Below are 20,221 nucleotides of genomic sequence, written 5' to 3'. Positions count from 1 at the left end.
TCCGACGGAGATCGCATCGCAGGATCCCGAGATGTGGTGGATCCGAGACCACCGATACTGACCTGGTGGCCGGGTGCCCATTAGCCGAACGCCGACCCACCGGGGATCCCGCGCCATCAGAGCGTGTATCAAAATCGTGAAAAGCGGCGGGGATCCGGGGTCCCCGGCTGGGCCAAGCGGCCCGTGCCCAGTCGCCGCCCGACCCAAGGGATCCGGCACCGACGCGCCACCCTCGACAATTCACCTCAATAGAGAGAATGGGGGCGTAAAGTCGTTTGACGATCCGCAAGAGTTGCGGATTTTTGTTGCCGGAACGACCAAAATCCTCAACTCTTGCTTGACAACAGCCAAAGTCCGAGGATCGGGTTCTACTACAGTCTCCGCAGGAGCGGAAATCCTCGTTTCTTACTCAGGGGCGGCGGCGAAGAGGGAGGCAGCGGAAGCCCGGGCTCGGCATTCTGCGGCAGTTCCGGTCCCGGGTGCGCACGGTGACGGCTGCCAGGCTTGCCGGTGTCCGTCCGCGGCGGCGTGGAATCATGGCGCGGTGCCTGAGCCTGCCCTCGTCCTGTGGGACATCGACGCGACCCTGCTGACGATCCGGCCGCTGGGCCGGGAGATCCATGCGGCGGCCTTCACCGAGACGATCGGACGTCCGCTGCGGGAACGGGCCGTGACGACGGGCCGCACCGAGCAGGCCATCGTGCGGGACACGCTGCGGGCCAACGACGCTCCCACCGACGACGACACCATCAGCGCGCTGTTCGAGGCGATGGGGCGGGCGGCCGTCACGATCGAGGACCGGATGCGGGAGTTCGGCCGGCAGATGCCCGGTGCGGCGGCAGCCATCGGGAGCCTCGCGGTCGCGGGGGTGATCCAGTCGGTGGTGACCGGCAACCTGCGGTCGGTGACCGGCTCGAAGCTACGCGCCCTCGGGCTGACCGACCACCTCGACCTCTCCGTCGGAGGCTACGGAGACGACGGCCTGGATCGTGCGGATCTCGTCCGCCGCGCGCTCGAGCGCACGCAGGCCGCCTACGGCCGGACGTTCGCGCCCGCCCGCGTCATTGTCATCGGTGACACCCCGCATGACGTGCGGGGAGCATTGGACGTCGGCGTGCGGGCGGTTGCGGTGGCGAGCGGTGAGACCACAGCCGAGGATCTCGCCGCCGCGGGTGCGGACGCCGTCCTCGCCGATCTGACCGACCTCGACGCCCTGTGGCAGGCGATGTTCGGCGGTGCCCAGACCCGCGGTCTGCCGGTCTGAGCCCCGGCCGGCACAGGCAGCACAGGCAGCACGGTCCGCGCGGCCGGCACGGGCAGCACGGGCAGCAGGCGTCCTGAGAGGAACAGGGAGATGCAGGGATTCCAGGGCCCGGCAGGGCGGAGTCAGGGGCCGGGAGACGGACAGCCGCCGAGACAATCGCAGCCAGGCCCGGGGCCTGCGCCAGCGGGTCCGGGGCCTGCGCCAGCGGGTCCGGGGCCGAGCGATCCAGGGCTGATGGCTCGGGGTCCGGCGGGTCCGGCGGGTCACGGGCAGGCACAGCCAGGGCACGGTCCGGGGCAGGGACAGGCGGGACTGGGGGCGCTCGCCGGGAGGGCGGCGCGGCTGGCCGGCCGGCAACCTGGCGGTCCGGCGCCCGTACCCGGACCGGTCCAGGGCCGGATCGTGTTCGACAGCGCGTGGTTCCCGATCCGCGAACACGGGTCCAGCGGATTCTCCATGATGGGCAGTCGCCGGCTGCTGCTGACCGACCGTCCAGCTGTCTACGTCCACGAGACGAACGTGCTCGGCGCCGGGGTCTTCTCCGCCCTGGAACCTGCCGTCGACCCGGATGCGTCCGTCGAGCTCGTTGAGAGCAGCACCCGCCTTTTCGTCAACGCGCGACTGCCCGGCGACCGGACACTGAGCGCGTCCACAGTGGCGCCGCTGCCACCCGACGCTCTGGCGGTGCTGACCAGCTTGCAGGGCCGCCTGCTCGCGGACGCCGCCTCGACCTCGTTCGTCAGCCCGTGCGCGGTGTCGGTGACGCTGCTGTTCGAGGACGACCCGGCGGCCGGGGCTGCCGAGTCCGGAGCTGTCGGCGGGGCTGGAGCGGAAGCAGCCATCCCGGGCGTCGATCCGACGGCGCAGAGTGGCTCGGCGGCGGGGATCGGGCCCGTGGAAGCAGGTGCTACCGCGCCGGGGATCGGGGGCGCCGGCAGACCGCACTCGTCGACGTTCCCGTTCCCCGCGGCGCCGGCGCCGCCGGCCGCTCCCGCACCTCCGGTACCGCCAGTACCTCCGGTACCACCGTTACCGCCGGTGGCTCCGGCACTTCCGGAGCTGACCGCGTATGTCGTGGTGCGAGGAGGGCGGCTGGAGCTGCGTTCCCGTGGGCGCACGCTCGTCGACTGGCCCCGCAACCGGATCGAGCTGACCGCCATGGGGCCGACGGCCGCACGGCTGCGAGGCGGCGCCGTCCTGGAGGGACGTTTCCTCACCGGCGTGATCCTGCACCTTGTCACCCCGCAGGTGCTGCACGCTTTCCTCACCGCGGCAGCCACGGCCACAGCCACCGGGTCCCACCGGGTGGCCGGCGCGGCGAGGCCGGCGGGATCGCCGGAGGCAGTAGGTGTCGCCGCGGCGCGCGGCGACGGTGCGACAGCCGCGGACGAAGCCGGCAGGGACCACTCCGGAGAACACCCCACGCCACTGCGGACAGGACCGGCACAGTTCGGGACGTCCGCTGCCGTCGCCGCGCGGGGGGTGGCAGGCAGCGCCGACGTCGCCCGGCTGGACTGCGTCCTTCATGACACCACCCTTGAACTGCAGGAAGTACACAGCTCCCAGGTCGTGGCACGTTTCGATCTGACGGACTCGCGGCTTCGGGTCGCCGGTTCCGCCGAGCGGTTCGTTCTGTTCGACCCGGAGCACGGTCCGGTTACGGTGCAGTGTGAGTCGGCGGCGTTCGGCCGGCGCCTACAGGAGCATCCAGGCGTGCGGACCGCGGCCGAGCGGACATTGGCCACCGGCCCCTACCCGGCCGAGCTCGCCGATGGACGTCCGGTGGCCTGCGCCGTTTCCACGGACGCGTTGCGGGTCCGTGGGCCTGGAGTGGACCTGTACCTGCCGTTCTCCGCCCTGCGGGAGGTGGCGGGGACATCCACCCAGGCGCGGGCGGAACTGCGGGTGACCGCGGCGGCAGCCGCGGCGACCGGAACGGCCAAGGCGGCCGAGGCCGCTGACGCGACGATCGTGGGGCAGCTCGAGCTGGTGCGGGCGGTGCACACCGACATCGTCGCCGGCCGCAACGCGCTCACCGACCCTCGGCACATCGCGGACATGCTGCGCGCCGCCGCGGGCCTTGAGGAAGATTACTTCCTCTATACGATCTTCGGTCCGTTCTACGAGCTACATGCGGTGTTGCTCGGCGACGGGATCGGCGCCAGGCTGGGCGGCCAGGTGCCGTTGCCGGGCGATGACGAGGGGCGTGCGCGCACCGCCGCGACCCTCGCCGAGGGGCTGGTCGAGCTGCAGCGCCACCTGGACCAGGTCGGTTCGGTGCTGCCGGCGTTCGTCCGGCATCGCGACGCACGGCTGCTGGAGCCACTCACCGGGGGCCGCGAGCCGGCCTGGCTGAAAGCGCAGGAGGGTCGGCTGCGGGCCGCGCTCGCTCCCGCGCAACGTGCCGCAGCCGAGACCGGTCAGCTCGCCGCGCAGGTGTCGCGGCTGCTCGACCTCGACCCGGCGGCTCTGCCACGACCGGACTACACCAGCGCCGCCGTGTCTCTCGGGGTCGCCGCGTTGCTCAATCCGGTCTTCCTCGTCTCCGGTGCGAGCCAGGTCTACAGCCGGTACGCCCAGGGCGAGAAGCGCGTCGCGGCGGTCGGGGCGCAGTCCGCCCGCGGCTGGGCGACGGTGATCGACCGGTGGAACACTCTTGTCACCACCACGCTTCCGGTGCTGGGCTATGTACTCACCGAGAACCTGTTCGCGCCACGCTGGGAGACCACTCGTCAGATGGCCCTCGAACTGCGCGGAGCGCCGGTCGACGCCCGCCACGAGGTGCTGCGGGCCGTCGCGCGACGCCTCGCCCGGCTGGACGTACTGCGGCGCTATCCCGCGAACTCCGGGATCCGGGTGGGTCGCGGCGCCATCGCCGACCATCTGCGCGCAGCCCGGGACGCCGTCAGCACCCCTCGGTTCGCCGACTTCTGAAAGGCGCAGGCCGCGGATATGCCCCTTTTCAGCAGCCAGTTCGACCGGACACGCCCCCACGTCGCCACCTACGCCGGGCGACACAACGACCCAGGTCTGCCGCCCCTGCTCGCCTCGGCCGCCGGCGGCGCGGTCGTCGGCGCCACGGTGGTCGCCACTGCGCTTCTTGCGGGCACGGTGGCCGACACGGACCACCACACCCACGACCTGGACCACGACACGCCACACGACCAGGAGCCGGCCCACGAACTGGACCCGGACTCGACGGCCCACCACGACGGCCGAGCCGACCAACACGACGGCAGTGTGGCCCACGCGGACAGCGATGGCGATAGCGGAGCGAAGACACCGGAGGACGACAGCCTCGCCAAGCACGCGGACGAGTCCTCCGGGTTCCAGCTCACCGGTCACGACAGTGACGGTGCCGCTGCCGGAAGCGGTGCCGCTGCCGGAAGCGGTGGCGGTGGTGAGGCCGAGTGGGGCCATGGATGGGACACCGGCTGGGATCTCGACCCGCACGCCGGCCGGCCGGAGATGTCCAACGCCGCGGCGGCACTGGCCGACAGCCGCACAGCAGCCGATCACAACGACGACCAGGCCGGCGCCAAGCAGGTCGTCGGGCCGGACGCCCACGAGTTCCAGCACGCCTCCCATGAACACGAAGGCGGCTTCGGTGACGGGTTGGATGACCACGGGCCCAAGGAGCACGCCGACGACACCCACGACTGGAAAGGTCCCGCCGATCATGGCGATCACGTCGATCATCTCGACCCGACCGCCGACTCGGTTCTCGGGCACGACGTCACGTTCGACGAACACCCCCTGACGCACCCGGACGATTTCACCGGCGGCCCGGATCTCCTGCATGGCTGAGGAGGCGAGCAGCAGCGCCCTCGACCACGGCAATAGTGCTCACCCGTGGTGAAAACGCCAGGCCAGGCCCGGCCCGTGGCCGAACTGGCAGAAAGGCCACCGGCGCAGAGGTCCTAGGGCGCCGGGGGCTGCGGGTAGTGGGGTGCCGTCGTCCCGCCCATCGGGATCGGAGGCAGGCCGAGCTTCTGGTGATCCCAGGAACGGACGCGCTCGACATCGACCCGCACGGCGACCCGCTTGTGCAGCATGTTCTCCACAAGCGGCTTCATCTCGTCGCTGTACGGGCCGTGATAACGCTCCCAGACGTTGACCCCGACCTTCCACAGCGCCTCGGCGTCATCGACGATCTCGGCCCGGCCTTCCAGGGACACGCCGCGCAGCGCGTCATAGGTCAGGCCATCCTCCATCAGGACGGTCACCCGCGGGTCGCGGCGAATGTTCTGCGCCTTCTGCGCCTTCGCCTTCGTCTCGAACCACAGGACCCCGTCGAGGACGGCGAACCACATCGCGACGGCATGTGGATGCCCGCCCGGGCCGAGCGAGACGAGCGTCGCGGTGCGACGCGTCGCCACGTAGGCCGAGACCTCCTCCGCCGTCATCTCGACCTGGGATCGCTGGTTGACACCCACCGTTCAGTCCCCTCTCCGGGAGGAACACCCGCTGACGAGCCGAGGTACGCGGCTCTGGAACACCTGGCCGGCACGGGGCCGATCCCACGACGCGGTGTCAGCGGCTGGCCACGGCGCGACGGGGCGGGACGGAGATGCCGGCGACCGGGCGGGTCCGGTAGGGGGCTTCGAGGCGGGCGGCCTCGTCGTCGGTGAGCACCAGGTCGAGCGCGGCGACAGCCTCGTCGAGATGCTCGGGCTTGGTCGCGCCGACAATCGGGGCGACGACGACCGGATTACGTACCAGCCACGCCAGTGCCACCTGGGCCCGGCTGACTCCGCGCTCCGCGGCGATCTTGGCGACCTCGTCGACGATCAGCCGGTCGTCGTCGTGGTAGAGGCTCCGGGCGAAGGCGTCGGTCTCGGTGCGGGTGGTGGTGGTGTCCCAGTCCCGGGTGAGGCGGCCGCGGGCGAGCGGGCTCCACGGGATGACACCGATCCCCTGGTCCGCGCACAGCGGGAGCATCTCCCGCTCCTCCTCGCGATAGAGGAGGTTGTAGTGGTTCTGCATCGAGACGAAGCGTGTCCAGCCGTGGCGTTCCGCGACGAACAGGGCCTTGGCGAACTGCCAGGCGGCCATCGACGAGGCGCCGATGTACCGGGCCTTGCCGGCGCGGACGACGTCGTGCAGCGCTTCCAGGGTCTCCTCGATCGGCGTCGAGTCGTCCCAGCGGTGGATCTGGTACAGGTCGATGTAGTCGGTGCCGAGGCGACGCAGGCTGGCGTCGATCTCGGTCATGATGACCTTGCGGGAAAGTCCCGCGCCGTTGGCGCCGCGCCGCATCCGGCCCTGCACCTTGGTGGCGATCACGACCTCGTCACGCCGGGCGAAGTCACGCAGGGCTCGGCCGGTGATCTCCTCGCTGCGGCCCAGCGAGTAGACGTTCGCGGTGTCGAAGAAGGTGACGCCCGCCTCGACCGCCCGCTCGAAGAACGGCCGGGACGCCTCCTCGTCCAGCGACCACGGATGCGTCCCCTGCCCAGGCGTGCCATAGCTCATGCAGCCCAGGCAGACACGGGAGACCTCCAGACCGGTCGACCCCAGCTTCACGTACTCCACGAGAACAGCACCCACTTCCACGGTGAGGAGCCTGCGACGATCCGCCAACCGGTAACTCTCCCACGGACCGGTCGCCGGGGATGTCCCACCATCACCGCCGCCGACGCCCCTGATCACCCCGGCCGGTGGCTCAGGCGGTGGCGTCTGGCTCAGTCGGTGGCGTCGACGCCGTAGCCGCGGGCCAGGTCGACCAGGCCGTGGTTGTGGCCCTGGCCGACCGCGCGGAACCGCCACATGCCGTTGCGGCGGTACACCTCGGCAAGCACCATGGTTCGCTCGGTGGTCGCCGCGTCCAGGGTCGCGTGCAGCCACGGCTGCCCGTCCGGGGTGCGGGCCGCCACGTTGACGGGCCCGATGTCACCGAAGGTCCGGCCGTCACCGAGTGCCGCCGCGACGACAACCCGATGCACCGAGCTTGGCAGGGTCATGAGATCGAGAGTGATCGCCTGCTCCGACGGGCCGTCCACGCTGAGGCTGGCGGCACCGTCGTCGGTGTGCGGCTGGTTGAAGAAGACGAAGTCGTCGTCGTCACCGACCAGCTCGTTCACGCCCACCAGGAACGCGACCAGGTCGATCTCCGCCGTGCTGTCCCAGGCCCAGGTGGCGGCGACGGTCCAGCGCGCGCCTGCCGTCGCGACCGGGAGGTCCACGACGGCGCCCCGCGCCAGCGGCTTCGGCGCGCCGCCACCCAACTGGACGGGCGCTCGGCGCCCGGTGGCGAGCAGGTCGTCGAGCAGCCGCAGGAACGTGTCGGCGGTGGTCACCGGGAGTCCGAGGGTATGGATCCGCGCCATCCTGCGGTCAGTTTCCCCGCCGGGAAGGCACACCACGTCCGTCACGCTGGCGGTCAGGTTCACCGCCGCCAGGCCACCGGCGGTGATGACCCGTTCCCGCAGAGCGGCAGCCTCGGCGTGCGGCCCGCCGAGGACGAGGACGCGCCGCACGGCGAACGGTCGCCGCGCCGCCGGCCCGCCACCGCCCCGCGCGGCCGGAACGTGCCCAGCCGTGGGACCAGCCGACGTCGCCGACGCGGCCGACGTCGCCGACGTCGCCGACGTCGCCGTGGGAGCAGCCGGAGCAGCCGACACGGGCTGAGTGACCGGCGCAGGTTCACCTGTCGGCGTGGGCGCCGCGACGGGAGCAGGGGTGGGAACCAGCGCCGGAGCGCGAACCAGCGCGGGTGCGGGGAGGTCGCGGGGGCTGCCAGCGGCGACGTTGGCGGCCAGCCGCAGGAAGGTTGCCTCGTCGATGACGGGAACGCCGTGCGCCAGGGCAGCCTTCGCCTTGCCGCTGCCGGAGCCGACGTGGTTCGTCACGAGCACGCTCGTGCGGCGGCTCACCGAGGTCGCGACGGCGAGTCCGGCGTCGATGGCGAGCTGTTCCAAACGATCTCTGGGAGTGTCTGTCTCCCCGGTGAAGGCGATCCGCATGCCCTGGATCAGGCCGGCGTCGGCGAGCGGGCCCGGGTTGACGAACGCGCAGCGGGCTCGCGGCGCCGAGGTCGGCCGTGGTGCGGGCGTCCGGTCACCGGCAGTGATGGGCAGCTCCAGGTCCTGCTCCCCGGCCAGGGCGAGCATGCGCGGCAGGACCTCGGCGACCACCAGGGCGTCGGCCAGTGCGTCGTGCTGGCGCTCGAAGGGCACCGCCCAGAAGTCGGCGATGGTCGCCAGCCTGAAGTCGGGGACCGGCAGGTCCAGCCGCCGAGCCAGCACACAGGAGCACATCCGTCGTTCGATCGGCAGCTCCCGGCCGGCCCGCGCGGCCTCCGCGGTGAGGAAACGCCAGTCGAAGGACGCGTTGTGCGCGACCATCACCCGCCCGGCGAGGCGGGAGGCCAGCTCGTCGACGACGTCGGCGAATGTGGGGCTTCCGGCCAGCAGCTCCCGGGTGAGGCCGTGGATGTGTACCGGGCCGGGGTCGCAGCCGGGGTCCAACAGCGTGGTCCACCGCTCACCGACCGAACCGTCCGTGCCGACCTGCACGACTGCGATCGACAGGATCCGGTCCCGGTCCGCGGCCAGCCCGGACGTCTCCACATCGACCACCGCGAACGGGTGCGAGTGCGCTGCCGGACGGTCCGTGGGCAAGATGGTAGGAGCGGTCACAAGGTGCACTGTGGACGATTGCGCCCAACAAGGTACACACAAACGAAACACCACTTGAACAAATAAGCGTTCATGGGTGACGCCAGAACACCCGCTCCGGCCCGCGGGCCGGCCGGCCGCGATCGGCCCACAGCCGGCCGTGCCGGATCAGAAACCGATGGTCTCCCGCACAAGAATGACCGTCCCAACCGAGCCGGATCGTGGCGTAGACGTCGGTTCCCGGCGCCGGCTCCGCGGCACGAACAGACTGATATTTTCCGGATTCGCCAATATCGGCCTGGATGCCGGACTCACGCAGGGTCTCACTCGACCACGGCGGCTCGTTGGCCCGGATCAAATTCTTGTGACCGCGCGGAGTCTGAGGAAGAAGGCACTCTTTTCTGCGGGCTGCGTCACCGTGCCACGGTGGGTTGTCTCGTTCCGCGCTCAGGCTTCTTCGCCGAGCACGTGGCGCAACCAGTCTCGCGCCGCGGCCAGATAGGCGCGGCTCAGGTCGGTGTCCGGGGCCCAGGTCTCGAATCCGTGCGGTGCGCCGGGCACGACGTGGAAGGTCGTCGGTACTTCGGCGGCGCTCAGCCGCTGCGCGTAGTCCCTGTTCTCGTCGAGAAAGAGATCGACATCGCCCACCCCGACCCAGGCGGGCGGAAGTCCTCGCAGGTCCGCGCGGCGGGCCGCGACGGCGAACTCCGGCAGGGCCGGGGCTCCGGGATCGGTGGCCAGGTAGGAACGCCAGCCGAAGCGGTTGAGCCGGTTGTCCCACACCGGGTGACGGGCCGCGTCCAGCTCACGTCGCGCAGCGGTGCGATCGTCGAGCATCGGGGCGTGCAACCACTGGGCGGCCGGCGCGGGCCCATCGGTGTCGCACAGCCGCTGGACCAGGCAGGCAGCCAGCCCGCCACCGGCGCTCTGGCCTCCGATCGCCACTCGCGACGGGTCCACGCCCAGCTCACCGGCCTGCCGTACGAGCCATTCCCACCCCGCCTGACAGTCGTCGAGCGCCGCGGGAAACGGAAAGGCCGGGGCGAGCCGGTAGTTGACGGACAGGACGACGATGCCGAGCTCGAGCGCGGTCTGACCACATTGACGATCATCCTGGACCGCCGACCCCATGATCATTCCACCGCCGTGGATCCACAGCAGCGCGGCGCCCGAATGCCGGACGTCCGGGCGGTAGAGCCGGGCATCGTGGCCCGCGACAGACACGGTCTCCACGGTGACACCGGTGGTTGCCACCGTGGGCATCCGACGGATCGCGAGCCGGACCAGGCCGCGAACCCAGGCACGGTCGACGCGTACCCGCGGTGACCTGCGCAGCCCGGCACGCAGCTGCGGCGCGACCACGCCGGACGTCATCAGCGTCCTCCCATTTACCCACGGTAGCCCGCATTCGCCCACACCGGCCACGGAACCGTGTGCAGGTGCGGCCGGGCCCGGCCACGGGCTTCACCAGAAGTGCCGCGAGGAGTCGCCGGGGGTGTGTCCGGGCTCACTTCCCCACCGGAAGGCCGTCTCGCTCGTACCGCTGACCTGCACATATGCGATTTCGATCGGACGGCTCGCCGCGCGTCACGGGCCCGCTGGCCCCGACGCGGCGGCCTCGGCCGGGAATTCCGAATCCGCGCGTGGACTTCTGCAGTGTCGATCGGCCGGCAGTGTCGATCAGCTGGTGGGCCCGCTCGCGTCGAAGGCGCAGGTAGGCGGGACTGTCCGGCTCTACAGACTCGGTTGTGGAAGGAGCCCGGTGCGTATGTCGGGCGGTGTCGACACAGCGGCGCGTCAGGCCGGGAGCGAACACGGCGGGGCCGGCGAACACGGCGGGGCCGGGAAACACGGCGGCGTCGGCGTCGGCGTCAGCCGGGCCGCAGGCAACCCCGGGCCACCGGCCGCGGTGGTGGATTCGCGACGGTGGCGGGCGCTCCCGGTGATCCTCATCGCCAGCTTCATGAGCCTTTTCGACGTCTTCGTCGTCAACGTGGCGGCACCGAGCATCGAGAGTGACCTGGGCGCGTCCAATGCCGGCCTCGAGCTCATCGTGGGCGGCTACTCGTTCACCTACGCCGCCGGTCTGGTCACCAGCGGTCGGCTCGGTGACCGGTTCGGACGCCGTCGCCTGTACCTGATCGGCATGGCCGTCTTCACGGCCGCGTCGGCGCTGTGCGGTGTCGCGCCGAACGAGGCGACGCTCATCGGTGGCCGGCTGCTGCAGGGTGCCGGCGCGGCCGCCATGGTCCCCCAGGTCCTCGCGCTGATCACCGTGACCTTCCCGCCGGCGGAGCGGGCGCGGGCCTTCGCCTTCTTCGGCGTCACGATCGGGCTCGGCGGCGTCTGCGGCCAGGTCCTCGGCGGAGTGCTGCTCGACCTGGACATCCTCGGTCTCGGCTGGCGTCCGATCTTCCTGGTCAACGTCCCGATCGGGCTGGCGGCGCTGGTCGGCGCGCGGCGGCTGGTCACCGAGTCGCGGGCCGCGCGCCCGGAGCGCCTCGACCCGGTGGGGCTCGGCGCGTTGACGCTCGGTATCGGCCTGGTGCTCGTCCCGCTCACCCTGGGCCGCGACGAAGGATGGCCGCTGTGGACGTGGCTCGCGCTCACCGCCGGCCTTCTCGTTCTCGGCGGGTTCGCCGGCTGGGAGGCACGCCTGGCCCGCGGCGGCGGACACCCGATCATCCCGCCGGCGGTGGTGCGGTCCCGGCCGGTGGTCGGCGGCATGGTGATGAGCGCGGGCTACTTCCTGTTCTTCGGCGGTTTCCTGCTCTCGCTCACGATCTTCCTGCAGGCCGGCCAGCACCGCTCACCGTTGAACGCCGGGCTGATGTTCGCACCGCTCGGTGTCGTGTTCGCGCTGGCGTCGCTGTGCGCCCGGCCGCTGGCCGGCCGGTTCGGGCCTCGCGTGCTCAGTGCCGGTGCGCTGGCCACCTCGTTGTCGCTGGTCGGCTTCGCGGTGGCGGTCGCGGTGGAGGGCACCGGTGTCTCGGCCTGGGAACTGACCCCGCTGCTGATGGTCGCCGGTCTCGGCAACGGTCTGGTGATCCCGGCGTTGGCGGCGACCGTGATGGCCGCCGCCCCGGCGGACATCAGCGGGACGGTCAGCGGCGTCCTCACCACCACCCAGCAGTTCGCTTCGGCGCTGGGGGTCTCCGGCGGCGGCGCGCTCTTCTTCGCGCAGAGCGCCCGGCACGGCCCGGACGCCGGACTGCTCGCCACCGTCCTCGTCGGCCTGGTCTCGGTCGCCGTCGCCTTCCTCGGCTCGCTCGTCCTCCCCCGCGCAACGGTCGCCACACCGTCGGTTCCGACGCCTGCTCCCGGCCCCGCGAAAGTGGCCTGACCAGGGCGTGCACCGGACGTCCGAGCGGTAGGGGGGCGTCCGGGCTGTCAGGGGGCGTCCGGGCTGTCAGTGGTCAGGGCCGAGCCGCCAGGCCGCCTGTGCCGGTGCGCGCGATGCCGGCGGCGAGACGCGCGGCGGACGTCCCGAGCCCGGTCGGTGAGCCGAACGGCGGGACACCGGCCGCCGGATGCCGGCGCAGCTCCGACTCGTCGTAGCGGCGGGTCCCCTCGTGCCAGCGGAGCACGCCCGCCATCCAGTTCCGCAGCTCACCCACGTGACGCCCGACCGCGGCCCGGGCGTCCTCGGCGAGGCCGAAGGCGTCGAACATGGCGGGCAGCTCACGGTCCACGATGTGCTCGAACTGCCGCATCCGGGCGGTCATCAGGTCGTTGACCACCGCCATGGCCCGCTCGGTGGGGCAGTCGAGGAAGTTGCGCACCACCAGAACACCGTTGTTGAGCTCGCCTTCGAACTGGATCTCCTTCTGGTACGAGTAGATGTCGTTGAGCAGGGCGGCGTAGTCAGCGGCCGAGTTCTCCAGCGCGCGGATCGGGCCCGCCGCAGCGACCTCGGCCGGCAGGTTCGATTCGGAGCCGATCCGGGTGAGGGTGATGGTCAGATCGGCGCCGAAGGTCGCCCGCCGCATCTCCAGGTAGTCCACCGGATCGGGTATCCGGTTGCCGGCGTGGTTCGCCAGCTCCCACAGCCAGCTGTCGAGCATCCTGTCGACCGCGCCGCGGAAGGCGCGGCGGGCGTCGCGGTCCAGCGGCGGCGCGGTGTTCGCCCACAGGTCGGCCAGCGCCTTTTCCAGGGGGATCACCGGTGGGGGTGCCGCCTCCGTGCCCGCCCCGAACTCCAGGGGGAGGAATTCCTTCAGCCGCTCCGTACATGCCCGCGCGCCGGCGAGGTCCCGGGTTCTTCCGAAGACCACCGGATAGTAGTCGTCCGCGTAGGTTCCCCAGGTGAGCCAGCGCGCGGCCAGGAAAAGCGCGTCCCGGTCCGCCGCGGGGTGGATGCAGGCGGCGCAGAGCGGGAAGTCGTAGGAGACGAGCTTGTGCTCGTCCCAGATGCCGGGGACCGGGTCGAGCAGGCCCGTCGCCCGAGACCATCGGACGGTGTCGCGCCGGGCGCTCGCCAGGTGGGGGTTCTCGCCCGTCTCGAAGGGCATGTAGGGAGCCGGAACAGGCATGGATCCGACGGCCTGGAAGGGCACGTGGCTGAAGGCCCGCAGGCGCTGCGGTGCCGTGGCGAGGATCGATTCCAGCACTCGGGCGGTGGACGTGCCCAGGCCACTCGGGCCGGGCGGCAGCAGGCTCGGCGTGGCCGCGCTGTCGTTCATGTAGCGGCTGGAGCGAAGATGCCATTCGTGGCCGCCGGACTGCCAGTCCTGCAGGCCCTTGACGTAGGCGAGAACGGCGGCGCGGGCAGGCAGATCAGCGCCGTTCTCGTCCAGCAGCGGCGCGACCTCGACGACCGCCGTGTGCTCGAACTGGTGCAGCCGGGACGTGAGCAGGTCGTTCACGAGCTCGGCCGCGCTCTGGGTGTCGCAGCCGAGGAACCGCTCAAGCACCAGGACCCCGTTGCTCAGCTCGCCTTCGACCTCGACCTCGCGCTGGTAGGAGAACAGGTCGTTCCGCAGGTGGATGGCGTCGGCGAAGGTGTCGAGCAGCACGCGCATCGGACGCCGGTCCGCGACGGACGCCGGCACCTCGGCGTCGGCGGCATGCTCGACAAGGTTCGCCGACCAGGGCGCTCCCCCGACCTTGCGCCGCATCTCGATTTACTCGATCGGGTTCGACACCCTGTTGTCGTTGATGTTGGCGAGTTCCCACAGGGATTCGTCCAGCAGGTTGCGGGTGTTCGCGACGAACCGCTGCCGCCATGCCGCGGTGCGGTCGGGAACGGTACGCGACCACAGGTCGACCAGGCCGCGTTCGACCGGGTTCACCGGCGCCGACGCCGGTGCGCTACCGGAAGAGCCTTCGGCGGCTTCGCCGGCGGCTTTGTCGGCTGTCTTGTCGGCTGTCTTGTCGGCTGTCTTGTCGGCTGTCTTGTCGGCAGCCCTGTCCGCCGCGTTTCCGGTGGCCCGCTCGGCAACGCCGTCGACCGGCATGAAGGCATGCAGCCGGTCCAGGTATTCGCGGGCGCCGGCCATGTCGCCGGTTCGCTTGAAAAGCTCGAGAAAATGGTCATCGAAGTAGAACACCCACACGTACCAGTCCGTGATGAGCGCGAGCCGCTCGGCGGTGGCGTCGGGATGGGTGTACGCGCACAACAGGGCGTAGTCGTGCGCCTCGAAGTCACGCTGCGTCCAGATCGCGGGCCCTCCGTCGGCCGGGTCGATCATTCCCATCTCGCCGGCCCAGACCAGACTGTGCGCGCGGGCGGCCTCCAGGTTCGGGTTGAGCCGCGCCGGATACGGTACGTAAAACCGGGGTAGCGTGAACGGTTGCATAACGCGCTGCACACCTTCCTCTGTGCTCGGATCACCGACGAGAAACATCCCGGGAAACCGCGCCGCCGCGCCAGGGTCTCCGCCGCGGCGGCGCCGGTCGGAGGTGCGCGGCTAGTGCCGCCCGATCTCCACGTTCTCCAGGATCCCGAGGGCGTCGGGCACCAGAACGGCGGCGGAGTAGTAGGTCGTCACCAGATAGGAGATGATTGCTTTCTCGCTGATCCCCATGAACCGGACGGAAAGCCCCGGCTCCAGCTCGTCGGGAAGACCGACGTGGTGCAGCCCGATGACGCCCTGGCTCTCCTCACCGGTGCGCAGCGCGAGGATCGACGTCTTCCCGGCCACGCTGACCGGGATCTTGTTCACCGGCAGCAGGGGAACACCACGCCAGGCCGGCACATGCTGGTCATGGAACAGCACCGTCGCCGGGTAGATGCCGCGCGCCGTGCACTCCCGGCCGAACGCCGCGATGGCGCGCGGATGGGCGAGCAGAACATGCGTGCTCCGCCGGCGGCTCAGCAGTTCGTCGAGGTCGTCCGGGGTCGGTGGCCCCGTCCGGGTGTGAATGCGCTGGCGCAGGTCCGCGTTGTGCAGCAGGCCGAAGTCGGCGTTGTTCACCAGCTCCTGCTCCTGGCGCTCACGCAACGCCTCGACGGTCAGCCGCAGCTGCTGCTCGAGCTGGTTCATCGGCTCGTTGTAGAGGTCGACGACCCGGCTGTGCACCCGCAGCACGGTCTGGGCGACGCTCAGCTCGTACTCGCGGGGCGCCAGCTCGTAGTCGACGAACGTGCCGGGCAGCACCGGCTCGCCGACGTGGCCGGCCGAGATCGCGATCTCGGCCTCGCCGTACCGGTTCTGCACGGGCACGACACGGGCGCGGTAGTCCTCCACCCAGGCCCGCAGCGTGTCGGAGGCGTCCAGAAGCTGCTGGTACCGCTGGCGGGGCAGGACGAGCACCGTCGTGCCGGTGAGGGCACGGGCCGTGTAACCCCAGGTCGCGTCCGCCTCGATCAGGACCTCGTCACCGAAGTACTCGCCGCTGCTGAGGATTCCCAGCGACCGCTCGTCGTCGTAGGCTCCGGGCCCGAACCTGCCGACCTTGCCGTGCGCGATGAGGAAGACGGCGTCCGCGGCGTCTCCACTGGTGACGAGGACGTCGCCCGCGGAGTACTCCCGCTGGACGAAGCCGTCGGCGAGCGCGGCGAGCTCGTCACCCTCGAAACCCCGCAGCGGGGGGAGCTCGGTGAGCTCCGCGGGGACGACCTGGATCTGCGAGCCGGTGCTGGTGAAGGTGAGCAGGCCGTCGCCGGCGATGTACGTGAGGCGCCGGTTCACCCGGTACACGCCACCGGCCGTGTGCACCCAGGGCAGGATCCGCAGCAGCCAGCGGGAGGAGATCTCCTGCATCTGCGGGACGGACTTGGTCGTGGTCGCGAGATTTCGCGCCGCGGCGGAGCCAAGACTCAACGGCTGCGCGGAAAGGTCGACATCAGCGGATACGCTGACCGGCTCGGTCATGGCGTGCATCACCCCTCTGTGGACTGCGGAAGATCACCCTGGACGGGCGGTGGATCGGCGAACAGGCGACCAGAGGACCGCAAGCCGGACAGACGGGTACCAGCGGCGCAATATTCCCTGCATTTTTTCTGCGGATCACCGCAGATACTCCCCCGTCGTACAGCTCGACGGCGGAAACCACCGGTCGAGTTCAAGGCGCGCCGTCGGGCGCAGTGCGAGCTTCCCGTATCCCGGCGATCCGGGATACGGGAAGCTCGCACAATTAGTCAGAAGTGGCCCGCCACCGTGGTCCCCCCTAGCCCTGTCCTTTTCCTGTTACGAACACAGACCGTGAGGATTCTCCACCGCCCAACCAAACCGGAGACCACAGTGATCCAGCTGGCGACCCAGCATTGGTCTGATTAATTTTTCCGTGGTCTCACGGTGGCTTCCGCCGACTTCCTTCCTCTCGTCGACCGGGCCGCCCTGCTAGCAGCGTCCGTCACCACATCGCCGACCCGGCGCGGCGGACGGTTCGACGTCGCCCCGGCGCGGCCTCCGACATCGCCATCCCATCCGGCGTCCCACCGCGAGTTCCGCTACACCATCGCACCGTCAGTAGCGGAGCCAGACTGGACACTAGTACGTAATGACGATCCGTCGAGAAAATAATGACTCTTTGTGCCCACCATAGGCGGGCCGGACGCCCCGGCACCGTCGGGACGTTGTCCCTCGACAGCACGTCAGGATGCGGGATCGACCCTGCCTCCAGGCCGGCACAGATCGCTCCTCACAGCACGCGCAGTGAGGGCCCGAGACCTCTCGCGGGCACGCACGACAGGATCACCCCGGCACCGAATACGACCACTGACCAGCAGTTTCATCTGTTCGGCGAGGCAGTTTCACACCGGATGCCCGCGGCGAAGCGTGATCACCCGATTTTTCGCTTTGACAAATCGGTTCCAGTCGGACGTTCCGCGTTTCCCAGGCGGCCACCTCTCGTTGAGAGGCTGACACGCCGTCAGCCCCTCAACGAGGAAGGCATCGCGTGACGATGAGTTCTGAGTACTCCGCCGAACTGCGGGCAGCTGCTCGTGGCCTGGAACGGCGTAGGTTCCTCACCCTGTCCGGCGCGGCCGCGACACTCGCGTTCACCGTCGGGCTTCCCGGCATGGCCTCGGCCAGTGCGCCCGAGCTCGCGGCGACCCAGGTGACGAGCAACCCGTTCACGCTCGGCGTGGCTTCCGGCGACCCGCAGCACAACTCGACGCTGCTGTGGACCCGGCTGGCACCGGAACCGCTCGTCGCCGACGGCGGGCTGCCCGCGGCCCGGATCTCCGTCAGCTGGGAGCTCGCCTCCGACGAACAGTTCCGTCGCGTCGTGCGCCGCGGCCAGGAATGGGCGCACCCCGAGTTCGGCCACTCCGTGCACGTGGACGTCCAGGGCCTGTCGCCGGACCGTGAGTACTACTACCGGTTCCGCGTGGGCACCTGGGTGAGCCCGGTCGGCCGGACCCGGACCGCGCCCGCCCCGGGCGCCCCGGTGCGCTCGATGAGGTTCGCGAACGTCTCCTGCCAGCGCTACGACCAGGGCTACTACACCGCCCACCGGTACCTGGCGCAGGAGGACGTGCACGCCGTCTTCCACACCGGCGACTACCTCTACGAGTACGCGGTCAGCGCCGTCGGTGGCGCCCGTGCCTACACCGACCGGGTGCTGCCCGCCACGGTCAGCCTCGAGACGGCCACCCTGGACGACTACCGGATCCGCTACGGCCTGTACAAGTCGGACCCGGATCTGATGGCCGCGCACGCCGCCCACCCGTTCGTCGTCACCTGGGACGACCATGAGGTCGAGAACAACTACGCCGACGAGACCTCCGAGACCAACGGGCCGGTGGCGGACTTCCTGCTCCGGCGCGCCGCCGCCTACCGCGCGTACTGGGAGAACCAGCCGCTGCGCAGGCCGCAGTTCCCGAACGGGCCGGACATGCAGCTCTACCGGCGCCTCAACTGGGGCAGGCTGGCGCAGTTCGACGTCCTCGACACCCGTCAGTACCGCACCGACCAGGCCAACGGCGACGGCTGGAAGCTGCCGACCGCGGCGTCCGAGGCCGAGTCCCAGACGCTGCCAGGCCTCGACCAGGAGAAGTGGCTCACCGACGGATGGGCGAGGTCGAAGGCGCAGTGGAACGTCGTCGCTCAGCAGGTCACCTTCTCCCGCCGGGCGAACCCCAACGGCGACGGGACCCTGTCGATGGACTCCTGGGACGGCTACCCGGCGTCGCGGCAGCGGCTGATCGACGGCTGGAAGAACAGTCTGCCCGGCAGGGGGAACTCCGGCAGGGAACTGATGGTCCTCACCGGTGACGTGCACGTGGCGTACGGATTCGACATCCTCGACGACTGGGCCGACCCGGCGTCGAAGGTCCTCGGCACCGAGATCGTCGCCACTTCGATCACCAGTGGTGGCAACGGTTCCGCCCAGCCGTCGAACTGGGCCAACTACCTGGCCCGCAACCCGCATCTGAAGTTCTACAACGGCCTGCGCGGTTACGTCCTTGTCAACCTCGGCCGCGAGTCCGCCGACGTCGACTGGAAGACCGTCAGTAGGGTCACCACCCCCGACGGCACCCTTGTGACCGCCGGCTCCTTCACCACCGAGGCGGGCAACCCCGGCCTGGTCACGCGCTGACCGGTCGTGCGCTGACAGGTCGTGCGCTGACAGCCCGCTGACGGCATCACGCCCAGGGTGTCCTCCCACCCCCACCGGGAGGACACCCACCCGGATCCGCTGGAACGGACCGGAACCACGCGCCATCGTGGGCCATAGTGGTGGCAGAGCGCGGGCCGTACGTACCGGAGCCCACGCGCCGGGAGTGGGACGGGCTCGTGCGGTGGGCTCTGTGGTCATCATCAGCGGGTGGTTCCTGTCGGCCCTGGTGGCGCTGACGGTGATCTGCTGGGCGGTCTGCGCCCTGCTCGCGGTGCGCCGGCGCGGCCGGGCCGGCCCGATCGCGGCCGGGTGCCTGGCGTTCCTGCTCACCGTGGCGACGGCCGGTGACCTCGTCAACGCCCACTACGGCTACCTGCCGCGCCTCGACGACGTCCTCGGGGTGAAGTCCTGGCCGACGGCGCCGGCGGACGAGGCCCTGGCCCCGGGATCGGGGCGGCGCTATCCCGACGGGGTTGTCGTCGAGCTGCCGATCGCCGGCACGCGCAGCGGTTTCGGTACCCGCGACGCCATGGTCTACCTGCCGCCGCAGTACTTCACCGAGCCGCGGGCCCGCTTCCCCGTCGTCTACCTCCTGCATGGATCCCCGGGGGTGCCCACCGACTGGTTCCGCGGCGGCGAGGCCGCCCAGATCGGCGCGGATGAGGCGGCGGGCGGCTCGCCTGGGCGCGTGCCCCGGCCCGCGATCCTCGTCGCGCCGCGGGTGAGCCGCGGCTGGCTGGATGACAGCGAATGCGTCGACGGGGCCACCGAGCACGTCGAGACGTACGTGATCCAGGATGTGATCCCCGCGATCGACACCCGGCTGCGGTCGATCCCGGACCGGACCGACCGGGTGCTGGCCGGTATGTCGGCGGGCGGGTTCTGCGCGCTGAACCTCGGCCTGCGCCACCGCGACCTCGTCGCGACCATTATCGACCTCTCCGGCCTGGCCAGACCCACCTTCGACCCGGGAATGGCGAAGCTCTTCGGCCCTCGTCCGGATCTCGCGCAGGTCGTCGCCGCGAACACACCCGCGCGCTACGCCTCGACGCTGCCGCCCAACCCGCCGATGCGGGTCTGGCTCGACTGCGGCCGCGATGATCACGAGCCGCTGGGCGACATCCGGGAGATGGCGCGTGTCCTCTCCGGGCGCCGCGGCTTCACCGTCACGCTGTGGTTGCGACCGGGCGGGCACGACTTCGGCGTGTGGCGGCCGGCGCTGCGCGACGCCCTGCACTGGGCGATGTGACAGCCCTCGTGCCGCACGCAACGCGACGGCCTCCATACTCGGGAGTTCACGTCGGGCTGGCATGTCCGTGAAGCAGGG

General features: G+C 70.7%; 11 protein-coding genes and 1 pseudogene. 6 read left to right on the top strand and 6 right to left on the bottom strand.

From position 1 onward, the window contains the following. Window positions 1-544 precede the first annotated feature (544 nt). The 3 genes from AWX74_RS13205 to AWX74_RS13195 all read left to right on the top strand — a co-directional run bounded on the left by AWX74_RS13205 (window position 545) and on the right by AWX74_RS13195 (window position 5,071). Window positions 545-1,264: a haloacid dehalogenase-like hydrolase gene (locus AWX74_RS13205; RefSeq protein ID WP_091275902.1), complete on the top strand. Its 720-nt coding sequence runs from the start codon at window positions 545-547 to the stop codon at window positions 1,262-1,264. A gap of 456 nt (window positions 1,265-1,720) precedes the next feature. Continuing rightward, on the top strand, window positions 1,721-4,198 hold the full coding sequence (locus AWX74_RS13200) for a hypothetical protein (RefSeq protein WP_242666212.1): 2,478 nt from the start codon (window positions 1,721-1,723) through the stop codon (window positions 4,196-4,198). Window positions 4,199-4,216: 18 nt separating this feature from the next. After that, on the top strand, window positions 4,217-5,071 hold the full coding sequence (locus AWX74_RS13195) for a hypothetical protein (protein ID WP_091275900.1): 855 nt from the start codon (window positions 4,217-4,219) through the stop codon (window positions 5,069-5,071). 113 nt (window positions 5,072-5,184) lie between these two features. Here AWX74_RS13195 and AWX74_RS13190 read toward each other — a convergent pair whose 3' ends face one another. The 4 genes from AWX74_RS13190 to AWX74_RS13170 form a co-directional block, all read right to left on the bottom strand. After that, window positions 5,185-5,700: a pyridoxamine 5'-phosphate oxidase family protein gene (locus AWX74_RS13190; protein ID WP_165615597.1), complete on the bottom strand. Its 516-nt coding sequence runs from the start codon at window positions 5,698-5,700 to the stop codon at window positions 5,185-5,187. A gap of 97 nt (window positions 5,701-5,797) precedes the next feature. After that, window positions 5,798-6,799, bottom strand: coding sequence for an aldo/keto reductase (locus AWX74_RS13185; RefSeq protein WP_091275897.1), 1,002 nt, complete (start codon window positions 6,797-6,799; stop codon window positions 5,798-5,800). A 149-nt stretch (window positions 6,800-6,948) separates the two neighbouring features. Then, window positions 6,949-8,835: a TerD family protein gene (locus tag AWX74_RS13180; protein WP_091276736.1), complete on the bottom strand. Its 1,887-nt coding sequence runs from the start codon at window positions 8,833-8,835 to the stop codon at window positions 6,949-6,951. Between the two features lie 495 nt (window positions 8,836-9,330). Further along, window positions 9,331-10,257 carry an alpha/beta hydrolase gene (locus tag AWX74_RS13170; protein WP_091275891.1) on the bottom strand — a complete coding sequence of 309 codons (927 nt, stop codon included), beginning with the start codon at window positions 10,255-10,257 and terminating at the stop codon, window positions 9,331-9,333. 394 nt (window positions 10,258-10,651) lie between these two features. Here AWX74_RS13170 and AWX74_RS13165 point away from each other — a divergent pair, with 394 nt between their 5' ends. Next, a complete protein-coding gene (locus AWX74_RS13165; protein ID WP_091275890.1) occupies window positions 10,652-12,226 on the top strand; it encodes an MFS transporter in 1,575 nt (524 codons plus the stop codon). Window positions 12,227-12,299: 73 nt separating this feature from the next. Here the strand turns inward: AWX74_RS13165 and AWX74_RS13160 are convergent. Beyond that, window positions 12,300-14,681 (bottom strand): annotated as a pseudogene (locus AWX74_RS13160) (terpene synthase family protein). Window positions 14,682-14,792: 111 nt separating this feature from the next. Further along, window positions 14,793-16,199: a family 2B encapsulin nanocompartment shell protein gene (locus AWX74_RS13145; protein WP_207550309.1), complete on the bottom strand. Its 1,407-nt coding sequence runs from the start codon at window positions 16,197-16,199 to the stop codon at window positions 14,793-14,795. Window positions 16,200-17,232: 1,033 nt separating this feature from the next. Here AWX74_RS13145 and AWX74_RS13140 point away from each other — a divergent pair. Then, window positions 17,233-18,873, top strand: a complete 1,641-nt coding sequence (locus AWX74_RS13140; protein WP_091275884.1) for an alkaline phosphatase D family protein — start codon at window positions 17,233-17,235, stop codon at window positions 18,871-18,873. Between the two features lie 202 nt (window positions 18,874-19,075). Continuing rightward, window positions 19,076-20,143 carry an alpha/beta hydrolase gene (locus AWX74_RS13135; RefSeq protein WP_091275881.1) on the top strand — a complete coding sequence of 356 codons (1,068 nt, stop codon included), beginning with the start codon at window positions 19,076-19,078 and terminating at the stop codon, window positions 20,141-20,143. Window positions 20,144-20,221 lie beyond the last annotated feature (78 nt).

This window comes from Parafrankia irregularis (genome assembly GCF_001536285.1).
GTDB lineage: Bacteria > Actinomycetota > Actinomycetes > Frankiales > Frankiaceae > Parafrankia > Parafrankia irregularis.
Note: the sequence above shows the minus strand (reverse complement) of the source record. Positions and strands in the feature narration are given on the sequence as shown.